This is a genomic window from Streptomyces sp. A01, from assembly GCF_059026195.1.
This window is the reverse complement of sequence record NZ_JBWLKN010000028.1, coordinates 1-11,707: the sequence shown is the minus strand read 5'-3', so window position 1 is coordinate 11,707 and position 11,707 is coordinate 1. Positions and strand designations below refer to the sequence as shown.

Below are 11,707 nucleotides of genomic sequence, written 5' to 3'. Positions count from 1 at the left end.
GGCACGAACATGCCGGGGGCGGGCGCCACGCCCCCGGCACGCGGTGAGTGACGCCCAGGTCACTGTGTGCGGCGCGGCTCGCTGTGTGCGGACGCAGCCGGGAGACGGTCGATCTTCGCAGGTTCCGGCACGCCCGCAAGGGGCGTACCCGGTGCCGCCCGCCCGGTCGCGTCGCCGGGCGTGAGGGCGGGGGCGCCGCCGACGAGCGGCAGGTCCGCGCGGGTGCCGGCGAGGTCAAGGGTGAGCTGGGGCTTGCTGCTTGGCGCGGTGATCAGCCCCTTGTCGGTGCCCGCGATGATCAGCGCGAGCCGGTGACCGGCCGGGACGACATGGTCGCTCGCCGCGAGGTCGAGGGTGATGGTGTGCGGCTTGCCCGGGGTCAGCGGGCGGCCGGTGTGGTCGTCCGCGTGATTGCCGAGGTCGGCCCATCCACGGCTGAAGACGGTATAGTCGACGCGCTGGGTGTCGGCCTTGGTGTCCAGGAAGCAGGCGCTGTCGCCGGTCCTGCTCTCGCCCCAGCAGCTGCGGGTGTCCAGCTTGGTGATGCCTTCTCCCCCAGCGGTGTAGCGGCGGATGGTGTCGGGGCCCAGATCGACCAGGACGGCGGAGAGATGGGCGGTGCGGGTGGTGGGCGTCGCGGTGACGGTGACCTTGCCCGAGCCGGACAGCCGCAGGTCCTTGGCGAGGGTCCGGGTGGTGAATCCCGCCTTGCTTGAGGTCTGTTCGTCCACGTGCGCCGACCAGTCGGCCTCACTCAGCGCCGGGTCGTCGGTGAACGTCTCGGTGCTGCCGGGCTTCGCCGTCTCGGTGCCGAGCACACCGACGCCGGGCGTGTCGCCGTCGCGCGGCCGCAGCGTGGTGGACACGGTGCCCTCGGCGGGCCACACCGCGTCGGTGGACCACTGGTCGGGGGCGCGCTCGATGTCGGCCATCGGCTCGCGCTCGATGCCGTTGTCCACACCGAGGAGGGTGTGGTCGAACCAGCGGTGCAGGGTGTCGACCCACTGGGCCCGGCGGAAGTCGAACGGGTCCACGTGGCCGGTCTGGGACAGCCAGATCTTGCGCTCCACGCCCGCGTCGGCGAGCTGGTCCCACCACTGGCCCAGGTGCTTCATGCGGACGTTGAGGTCCTGCCCGCCGTGCACGGCGAAGACACTGGCCTTGACCTTCGACGCGTCGCGGACGTAGTCGCGCTTCGTCCACAGCGGGGTCCAGTCCCCGGTGCGGGGCGCGCCCTTGGCGAGGTCGCGCTTGACGGCGCCGCACCTGGCCAGGGCCTCGGAGCTCTCCACGCGACCGGCCAGCCCGTCGGGTCCGCCGTTGTACAGCGGGGCGCCCTTGGCGAAGTAGTAGTCGTACCAGGAGCTGATGGCGCCGATCGGGACGATGGTCTTCAGCCCCTTCACACCGGTGGCGGCGACCCCGTTGGCGATCGTGCCGTCGTAACTCTTGCCGATCATCCCGGTGTTCCCGTTGGACCAGCCCGCGGTGGCCTTCCTGGTTCCGGTGCGGGTGGTGTACGCCCTGGCGCCGCCGCCCAGCCACTCCACGACGGCCTTGGCCGAGGCGATGTCTGACTGGCCGCCGATGTCGACGCATCCGTCGGAGCGGTTGGTCCCCGCCAGGTCCACGAGGACGGTCGCGTAACCGCGCGGGACGAAGTAGTTGTCGTAGAACAGTGGGAACTGGACGGGCTTGCCGTTCGCGTCGTATGTCTTCTTCTGGCTCTCAAGACCGCGCCCGCAGCAGGAGTAGTACGGGCTCGCGTCCATGATCACGGGGACCTCGCGTCCCTTACGCGCCGCCTCGCGGGGCCGCACGATGTCGACGGCGACCCGGTCGGTCCTGCCGTCCGCGTCGCTGTCCACCTTGGTGTCGACCCACACCGATTCGCGTATCGCGTCCTGGTAGGAGTAGACGGGTCTGCTCTTGCCGTCCATGACCGTGCCACCGGGCCGGTCGGCGGCCTGCGCGCCGACCGGGGTGACAAGCGCGGCCATCAGGGCGGCGACGGCCGCCAGTATGAGCGTTGTCCACTGGATGCGGGAGCCCCGCGCGGGTTTCAGCACGGGCGGACGGTAGCGCGGGGGACCACTCGGGCAGAAGGGGCCCGACGGGCCGTTTCCCCGCCGGGCGCGAGGCGGGTTCGCGCCAACGGAGGCGCGCTGAGCGGACGCCGCATGTCGATTATGTGACAGTGGGCGCCATGGTCATGTCCCTGCGGACCAGAAGTACATAGGGTCAGCCAGACCAAACGATCGCCCTTCTCGACCAGGGGCAATCGTTCTCTGACCGAGTTGGAGGACTCGTGCGTTACAGACTCCTCGCCCCGAGTGCGGCCGCCGCCTGCCTTCTGCTGGCGATCCCGGCATCAGCAGCCCAGCCCTCGCCCGGCGCCCCGGGGGTGGGCGACAGCTACTACCCGGCGAACGGCAACGGCGGTTACGACGTCTCGCATTACGACCTGCGGCTGAAGTACCAGCCCAAGACGGACCTGCTGGAGGGCACGGCGACCCTGACCGCCAAGACCACCCAGAACCTGTCGCGCTTCAACCTCGACTTCGGACTCGCCGTCAGCGAGGTCCGGGTGAACGGCAAGAAGGCCGCCTTCGCCACCTCGGGCAAGCACGAGCTGGAGATCACTCCCGCCACGCCGCTGGCCAAGGGCAAGCAGATCAGCGTGGTCGTCCGGTACGCCGGAAAGCCCTCCGAGCTCAAGATCGACGGGTTCACCGCGTGGGCCCGTACGCCCGACGGCGGCGTCATCGCGCAGGAGCCGGAGGGCTCGGCGTGGTGGTTCCCCGGCAACGACCACCCCACGGACAAGGCGACGTACGACATCTCCATCGCCGTGCCGGACGGCACGCAGGCGATCTCCAACGGCGTGCTGCTGTCGGAGACCTCCAAGCTCGGCTGGACCCGCACCAGCTGGCGCTCGGACAAGCCGCAGGCGACGTACCTGGCCACGCTCGCCATCGGCAAGTTCGACGTCACCAAGGACACCACCGCCTCGGGGCTGCCGGTCATCAACGCCTACAGCAAGGACCTCGGAGCCAACGACGGCGCGGCGCGTTCGAGCATCGAGCGCACCACCGAGATCACGGAGTGGCTGGAGGAGGTCTTCGGGCCCTACCCGTTCAACTCCGTCGGCGGGTACGTGCCGAACGTGCCGGCCGGTTACGCCCTGGAGACCCAGACCCGCCCGTTCTACGGCAAGAAGGCCTTCGACCGGGGCAGCAACGTCTCCGTCGTGGTGCACGAGCTGGCGCACCAGTGGTACGGCGACAGCGTCTCGCTGAAGGACTGGAAGGACATCTGGGTCAACGAGGGCTTCGCCCGCTACAGCCAGTGGCTCTGGTCGGAGAAGGAGGGCGAGGGCACCGCGCAGGAGCTCGCGCAGTACGTCTACGACCAGCGCCCGGCCGACGACGCGTTCTGGACCGTCAAGCCGGGCGACCCGGGCCCGGACAAGCAGTTCGACATCGCCGTCTACGACCGGGGCGCGATGGCCCTCCAAGCACTGCGCAACGAGGTCGGCGACGAGGACTTCTTCACCATCCTCAAGGAGTGGCCGACCGTCAACAAGTACGGCACCGCGTCGGTGAAGGACTTCGTCCACTTCGCCGAGAAGTCCACCGGCAAGCCGCTCGCCGAGCTGTTCGACACCTGGCTGTACACGACGGCCAAGCCGTCCGTCCCCGCCGCGAAGCAGGCCGGTATCGCCCCGGCCGCGCAGCAGCGTGGTGTGGCGAAGGGCAAGGCCAAGGCGCCCGTCAAGCCGAAGTCCTGGAAGCAGATCGCGGCCACGAACTCCGTGCACGACCACGGAGCGGGTGGCCACCACTGACACCGGGAAATGCGGGCCGGACAGCCGCTGAGTCACGCCGGAGGCGTGGCGGCGACTGACTGACCCGGCCGCGCGCGGCCGGGTCCGGCCACCGCACGCTGCCGCCGTCGCGGCGGGAGACCTCTTCCCGCCGCGACGGCGGCGCTGTGCCAGGGCAAGCACCCCTGGCACAGCGCGGGGAGTGCCACACCGCACTCGCAGGCAAACCACCGATCAACCGCGTCAACAACGCCGCGGGTCCATACACCTAGCGCAGGCCCCGTTCGGCCTCGTCTTCCGTGACCGGCCGCAGCGTCAGCGTGTAGTCGTACGCCTGGTCTGCCTTGGCCCGGTAGTGGTCGCGGACCGGGTTGGGGGTGTCGCCCACTCCGCTGACGGCGTGGTCGGCGTGCAGGGTGTGCCAGCCCGCGTTGCGCCGGAGCAGGTGCGGGTAGGGCGCGCGGTCGAGTTCGTCGTACGCGCTGGCGCCCGCCTCCAGGTCACCGGAGACCAGCAGCCCGCCGGTGCGGCCGTCGGTCAGCGCCGCCCACCGCACATCGTCGTGGTTGCCGTGGTCCTGGGGCTTCAGATACTCGACGTACTGGCCTTGGACCGAGGACGACCAGACACCCATCGGCGTCCCGTCCTTGCGGTCGGTGGTGTTCTCCACCGGGCCCCTGCCGTACCAGTGGAACGTGTCGTACCGGTCGGGGACCCGCAACTTGAGTCCGACGCGCGGCAGATACGGCAACTCGCGGATGCCGCCGCGCGACTCGGTCCGATGCCGGACGGTGACGGCTCCCGAACCGTCGACGCGATATGTCACCGTCTGGCCGAAGGACGCGTCGCTGACGTCGGGCGCGGCGGCGGTGGAGCGCACGGTGACCGCTACCGTGCCGTCGTCGCCGGTGACCTCCACCCCCTCGACAGTGGTACGCAGCCGGTCGAGCCCAGCGGCGCGCCACAGCTTTCCCTCGGCGGTGCCCCAGTCCGAGCGCTCGTTGCTGATGGGCGCCCGCCAGGCGTCGAGTTCGGGGCCGGAACGCAGCAGTTCCCGGCCGCGGACCCGCATCGAGGTGAGCGTGCCCTTCTTCTTGTCGATGGTGTAGCGGAAGTCCTCGCCGGTCACCACGACGGCCCCGGCCCGCTCCGTGGCCTTGGCGGGTTCGTCGGCGGGCAGCTTCGGCGCGGGGCCGGGGACCTTGTCACCACCCACGGCGAACTGCCCGAAGGACACGACGTGTCCGGCCTCGGCCCAGTCGGTGTCCTTCACCGTGACGGCCCGCACGGTGAGGTACCGCTCCAGGCCGCCGGGGCTGTCCGGCGGCGCGGGCAGCTGGATCTCCGCGTCGGCGCCTGGCGCGACGTCCAGCGGGTGGCCGCCGCTTGCGACGGTCCGCGCGCCCTCGGTCACCTCCCAGCGCAGCCGGAGGTCGCCGGTGCCGGTGAAGGCCCGCTCGTTGGTGACCTTGACCTTGCCTGACCTGGCGTTCACGTCGGTGATCCGCACAGGCGCCTGCACCCACGCGAGCTGCGCCGTCTCCGGCTGGGGCCTCCGGTCGGCGGAGACCAGGCCGTCCACCCCGGATTCGTAGAGCCCGTACGAGAGGTAGTCGCCCTTGTGGGAGAAGTCGTCCAGGTCAAGGGCGAGCAGGGCTTCGCGCCTGGGGTCCTCGTCGGCGGCGAGCGCGCGGGCGGTGAGCGCCTTGCCGTAGACGCGGACCTCGTCCACGGTGCCGCTGGCGGTGCGGCCCGCGTAGCCGTCCTCCATGGTGTCGGTGTTGCGGCCGATGCCCACGTCGTAGCCGGTGTAGTCGATCCGCCCCGACCACGCCGTCCCGGCGAGCGGCTCGCCGTCGCAGTACAGCCGCAGCGCCTTGCCGTCGTAGACGCCGGTGACCCGGTGCCAGGCTCCGGCCCAGCCGTCCGGGACCTTCGCGGTGACGGTGCGGGGCTTGCCCTGACTGGTGAGGGTGAACTCCAGGGTGTCCCGGTCCTTCATGCGCAGCACGTACTGGTCGCCCTTGCTGACGATGGTGAAGTCACCGCTCCAGGTGTCGGCGGGCCTGACCCGGGCGTCGAGGGTGACGGCGGTGCCGGTGAGGTCGAGCCGCCGGTCGCGGTAGACCTCGACGAAGTCGTCGAGCCCCGAGAGCCGCAGTGCCTTGCCGCGCGCGCCGTCCACGACCTCGGGCCTGCCGGAGAGGCTTGCCGCGATGCCGTTGCCGGAGGAGTCGGGGGTGGTGATGAGGGGGCGGCGGATGTTCTGCTCGGCCCAGTCCCAGATGAACCCGCCCTGGGCGTTGGGGTAGGCGCGCATGACGTCCCAGAACTCGCGGAAGTTGCCGAGGCTGTTGCCCATGGCGTGCGCGTACTCGCCCATCACGATCGGCTTGCCGAAGGTCTTGGCCTTCTGTTCCAGGGAGGCCGGTGTCGGGTAGCGGGGGCCCGCGATGTCGGCGAACGGCGCGTCACCGTCGGGCGAGTTGGACTGGTGGTACAGCGGCCGGGTGGGGTCGGTCCGCTTGGTCCACGCGGCCATGGTGTCGTGCGCCTTGCCGAGCCCCGCCTCGTTGCCGGTGTCCCACATGATGACGCTGGGGTGGTTCTTGTCGCGCTCGACCATGGCCTGGTGCCGGTCGAGGAACGCCTCCTGCCACTCGGGCAGGTCCGCGAGGCAGTCGTGCGGACAGTTCTCGTGACTGTGGGTCTCCACCTCCATCTCGTCGTCGATGAGGATGCCCTCACGGTCGGCGAGTTCGTAGAGGTAGGGGTCGGACGGGTAGTGCGAGGTGCGGATGGCGTTGACGTTCAGCCGCTTCATCAGCCGTACATCCTGCTCCATGCGGGCGCGGGTGGCGTGCCGTCCGGTGCCGGGGTCGGTCTCGGCACGGTTGACGCCGCGGATGAGAATCCGCTTGCCGTTGAGCTTGAGCTGTTCGCCCTTGACCTCGACCTCACGGAAGCCGACCGCCTGGCGCACGGTCTGGGTGGTCTTCCCCGAGGGGTCGTGGAGTCTCAGCTCCAGCGCGTAGAGGTCAGGTGTCTCGTCCGACCACAGGCGCGGCTCGCTGATGTCAGCGCCGAGCACGGCCTTGCCGTCCGCCACGTCGGCGGACATCCGCCGCACCTCGCGCCCGCGCGGGTCGTAGAGCACGCCGGTGACCTCGTACTGTCCGCTGTCCTCGGCCCGCTTCCCGGCCTCGCCCCCGCCCTTGGCGCTCGGCACATCGATCTCGGCCCGCAGCCTGGCGTCCCGGTACTCGCCGTCCAGGTCGGTGGTGACGTACGCGTCCTCCATCCGCGTCCTGGGCGTGGAGTACAGCGCTACGGAGCGGAAGATGCCCGCGTAGCGCCACTGGTCGTAGTCCTCCAGATACGAGCCCGCGCTCCAGCGGTGGACCTGGACGGCGACGCGGTTGGTTCCGGGCCGCAGATACTCGCTGACGTCGAACTCGGCGGGCGTGTAACCCCCCTGGTCGTAGCCGACGTAGTGCCCGTTGACCCACAGGAACCAGCCGGAGGTCACCCCGTCGAAGCGGATGACCTGGCGTCGCCCGTCCCAGCTGCGCGGCACCTCCACGTCCCTGACGTAGGCGCCGGTGGGGTTGACGTCGCGGGGGACCTTGGGTGGGTCGTCGGGCGACATCTCGCTCTGCACGTTACGGAAGAGGGGGTGGTCCTTGTCGTCCGTCTGCCAGGTGTGCGGGACCTTCGCCCGGTCCCAGCCGGAGGCGTCGTAGTCCGCCTTCCAGAAGCCCTCCGGCGCGTCCTGCGGCCGGTCGGCGAGGGCGAACCGCCACTGGCCGTCGAGGCTGCGCTCCCACGTGCGGGCCTCCTCGCTCACCGGCCGCAGCCGGGCGTGCGGGGGTTCCTGGCCCTCGCCGGTCATCCGGGGGTCTTCGAGGTACTGGTGCACATCGGCGGGGAACTTGCCCACGTCGGGCGGCTCCCCGGCCGCCGGACCGGCCCCCGTCACCCCCAGTCCGACGGCGGTCGCCATCGCCAGCACCACACCGAGGAGCCTTCTGCCGTGCTTCGTACCCACCGATCCACCTCACAGATTCGGAAGAAAAGCAACACAGAACAACGAGAACGCACAGTATTGAGCATCGCCCGGCAGAGCAAGACCCCCCGCCCGACTACGCCCGCCTGGCAAGGAAAACCACCCGGACAAGCCCACCCGGGCGGCCCAATCACCCCCGCCCGGCCACCACGCCCCGGCGATTGAGGCCACCCAGTCAAGCCCGTCCGGCGTTTGAGGACCGGGGGCACCTCCCGAACACCGCACCGCCCCCGCACACACGAAGGTGCCCCAGCCCCCCGTTCCCACGGGCGACTGGGGCACCAAGCCGACGCGCGTCAGCAGCAACGCGTCAGCGACCGGTCACTTCCGCAAGGCATCCGCCTGCGACTGCTCGCCCACCCGACCGCGAACCAGGAACCAGCCCCCGACGAGCCCCGCGACGATGACCGGGATCAGCATGACGGTGTCGCGGCCGACTCCGCCGTCGTACCACATGAGGGCGATGACCCCCAGGAGGAAGCCGATGGTGACGATCTCGGTGAACGGCGAGAACGGCAGCTGGAAGGACGGCCGGGTCAGGAGGCCCGCTTCCGCGCGGCGCACGAACACGATGTGGCAGACCATGATCGTCGCCCAGGTGGTGATGATGCCGAGCGCCGCGATGTTGATCACGATCTCGAACGCCTTGCCAGGCACGACGTAGTTCAGCCCGACGCCGAGCACACACACCGCCGAGGTCAGCATGATGCCGCCGTACGGAACCTGGTGCCGGTTCATGAGCCCGGTGAACTTGGGCGCGGAGCCGGCCTTGGCCATCGAGCGCAGAATCCGGCCGGTGGAGTACAGGCCGGAGTTCAGGCTGGACATGGCGGCGGTGAGGACGACGAGGTTCATCACGTCGCCCGCGTGCGGAATGCCGATCTTGCCCAGCACGGTGACGAACGGGCTCTCACCGGCGCTGTAGCCGTCCCACGGCATGAGCAGCGCGAGCAGCACCACCGAGCCGACGTAGAACACGCCGACGCGCCACATGATGGAGTTGACGGCGCGCGGCACAACCTTCTCCGGCTCGGCGGTCTCACCAGCGGTGACACCGACCAGCTCCACAGCGGAGTACGCGAAGACGACACCTTGCAGCACCACGACGACCGGCAGCAGTCCGGTCGGGAAGATGCCGCCGTTGTCGGTGATGACATCGAAGCCCGGAGTCTGGCCGCCCACCTCGTGCTGGGTGACCACGAGGAAGATGCCGATGCACATGAAGGCGACGAGCGCGGCGACCTTGACGATCGCGAACCAGAATTCCAGCTCGCCGAAGATCTTCACCGAGATCAGGTTCAGGGACAGCACCACGGCGAGCGCGATCAGCGCCATCACCCATTGCGGGATGTCGCTGAACAGACTCCAGTAGTGGGTGTACAGCGCGATGGCCGTGATATCCGCGATGCCGGTTGTCGACCAGTTCACCACGTACATCCAGCCCGCGACGTACGCCCCCTTCTCGCCGAGGAATTCCCGGGCGTACGAGACGAACGAACCGGACGACGGCCGGTGCACCACCAGCTCACCCAGGGCGCGCACGACGAAGAAGGCGAAAAGCCCGCAGACGGCGTAGGCGATCGCGAGCGCGGGTCCAGCGGACTCCAGCCGCCCACCGGCCCCGAGGAAGAGACCGGTGCCGATGGCGCCACCGATCGCGATCATGTTGATGTGGCGCGCCTTGAGGTCCTTGCTGTACCCCGCGTCACCCGCGTCCTGTGGCTCGCTGCCGGATATCGGCGGCGTGATGTCCTGAACGGCGTCCTTGCTCACGAGCTGCGTTCTCGCCTTCGGTGGATATGTCCTGCTTTTTCCTGGCCGCTGATCGAGCGGCCCGACGCAGTCTCACATCCCGAGAAGCGCGACACGAGTTACCGTGGGTCATCTCACATCGCGTACAACTCCTCGATGACCTGCACGTATGTGGTCCGGATCACTTTCCGTCGCAGTTTGAGCGAGGGCGTCAGCTCGCCTGTCTCAGGTCCCCACTCCTTGCCGAGCAGCCGGAAGCGTTTGACCTGTTCTGTCCGGTTCAGCCGCGCGTTGGCGGCTGTCACCGCGCGGTCGACCTCGGCGAGCACGGCCGGGTTGTCCGCCAGCGTGCCGGGGTCCGCGTCGATGCCCTGCCGGGCGGCCCAGGCCGTGGCCGCGTCCAGGTCGAGCACGAGGAGGGCGACGAGATACGAGCGGCCGTCGCCGTGCGCCAGGGCCTGCCCGATGAGCGGATGCTCCTTGAGGGTGTTCTCCACGAGCGCGGGCGAGACGTTCTTGCCCGTGGAGGTGATGATCAGTTCCTTCTTGCGGTCGGTGATGTAGAGGAAGCCGTCCTCGTCGATACGGCCGATGTCGCCGGTGGCGAACCAGCCGTCGGCGTCACCGAGCTGCCGCACCGAGCCGTCCTCGTCCAGATAGCCGCAGACGGTCTCACCGCGCACCTCGATCTCCCCGTCCGCGGCGGTACGGATCTCCACGCCCTCGATCGGGCGGCCGACGGAGCCGAGCCGGAAGCCCTCGTGGTGGTTGAGCGTGCAGACGCCGGTGGTCTCCGACATCCCCCACACATCGAGGATGACCACCCCGAATCCACACCAGAACCGCACCACGTCCTGGGGCATCGGGGCGGCGGCACTGATCGCCCATGCCAGCCGGTCGAATCCCATCATCGCCAGCAGCGGGTCGAGCACTTCCCGCTTCGCTGTGGCGTACGCGGCCGCCAGCCCGGGCGACGGCTCCTCGCCGCGCTCCCGGCAGCCCACCACGGCGCGCGCCGTCCGCGCCGCGTCGTCGATCGCCGCGCGCCGCTCCTCGGGGAGCTGGGCGAGCGCGCCCCGCACGGTGGAGGTGAGCTTCTCCCACACGCGCGGCACCCCGAAGAACTCCACGGGGCGCACCTCGCGGACCGTGCGGGCGACGTCGTTCGGGTCGGCGCAGAAGTAGACGTGCGCGGCGCGCAGCACGGGGAGGTAGAGACCGAGCATGCGCTCGGCGATGTGCGCGAAGGGGAGGTAGCAGACGTGGGCGGTGTGCTCGGGGATGCCGAAGTCCTGGTCGGTTCCGGCACCGTTCGCGATCACCTGGCGGTGGGTGATGACCACGCCCTTGGGAGTGCCGGTGGTGCCCGAGGTGTACACGACGGTCACCGGGTCGCCCGGCCGCGCCTCCCGCCAGCGCTTGTCCAGGCTCTCGGGGTCGTACAGCCGGGCGCCCTCGGCGAGCACCGAGGCGTACGGGAGGTGCCCCCGCCCCGCCGTCCCGGCAGGCTCCTCCGACGGCGGCTCAACGACGACCAGCCGCTCCAGCCGCCCCACTCCCGCGGCCAGCAGCGGCTCCCAGCGCTCCAGCTCGCGGTCGCCCTCGATGACGGCGAACCTGGCGCCGCTGTGCTGGATGATGTGCGCGATCTGCTCGGGCGCCGCCGTCCCGTACACCGACACCGGGACCGCGCCCAGATGCACCAGGGCCATGTCGGACAGCCAGTGCTCGGGCCTGTTGCCCATCATCAGGAGCACGCGTTCGCCGCGCTCGACGCCGAGCGCGGCGAAGCCGGTGGCCAGCTCGGCGATCCTGTGCCGGGTCTCGGACCAGGTGAGCGAGGTCCACGCGTCCTCGGGGCCGCGCCAGGAGAGGGCGCTGAGATCGCCGTGGTCCTCGGCGTTCCGCAGCAGCAGGGCGGGGAGGGTGAGGTCGTCCGGGCCGCCCGGACGTCGCAAGGTCGTGGTCAAGGCTGCCTCCATGCGGATGTGACCGTTCGCGATAGTTGACGGATGCGGCGAGGCATCGGCGCTGGTCGCTCACCGACTGTTCAACGTAGTTGG

5 protein-coding genes are annotated in these 11,707 nt (G+C 70.0%); 1 reads left to right on the top strand and 4 read right to left on the bottom strand.

Going from position 1 to position 11,707, the window contains the following annotated elements; genetic code table 11:
* Nucleotides 1–59: 59 nt before the first annotated feature.
* Nucleotides 60–2,069 (bottom strand): Xaa-Pro dipeptidyl-peptidase, encoded by a 2,010-nt coding sequence (locus AC5P1B_RS29000; RefSeq protein ID WP_493890896.1) that lies wholly within the window; start codon nt 2,067–2,069, stop codon nt 60–62.
* A gap of 239 nt (nt 2,070–2,308) precedes the next feature.
* Here AC5P1B_RS29000 and AC5P1B_RS28995 point away from each other — a divergent pair, with 239 nt between their 5' ends.
* Nucleotides 2,309–3,847, top strand: a complete 1,539-nt coding sequence (locus AC5P1B_RS28995) for a M1 family metallopeptidase (RefSeq protein WP_493890895.1) — start codon at nt 2,309–2,311, stop codon at nt 3,845–3,847.
* A gap of 247 nt (nt 3,848–4,094) precedes the next feature.
* On the opposite strand, the gene AC5P1B_RS28990 is transcribed toward AC5P1B_RS28995, so the two are convergent.
* The 3 genes from AC5P1B_RS28990 to AC5P1B_RS28980 form a co-directional block, all read right to left on the bottom strand.
* Nucleotides 4,095–7,874: a glycoside hydrolase family 2 TIM barrel-domain containing protein gene (locus tag AC5P1B_RS28990; protein WP_493890894.1), complete on the bottom strand. Its 3,780-nt coding sequence runs from the start codon at nt 7,872–7,874 to the stop codon at nt 4,095–4,097.
* 339 nt (nt 7,875–8,213) lie between these two features.
* Entirely contained in the window at nt 8,214–9,665 is a 1,452-nt protein-coding gene (locus tag AC5P1B_RS28985) for an amino acid permease (RefSeq protein WP_493890892.1), read from the bottom strand.
* A gap of 113 nt (nt 9,666–9,778) precedes the next feature.
* Nucleotides 9,779–11,614 (bottom strand): AMP-dependent synthetase/ligase, encoded by a 1,836-nt coding sequence (locus tag AC5P1B_RS28980; protein WP_493890891.1) that lies wholly within the window; start codon nt 11,612–11,614, stop codon nt 9,779–9,781.
* Nucleotides 11,615–11,707: the final 93 nt, after the last annotated feature.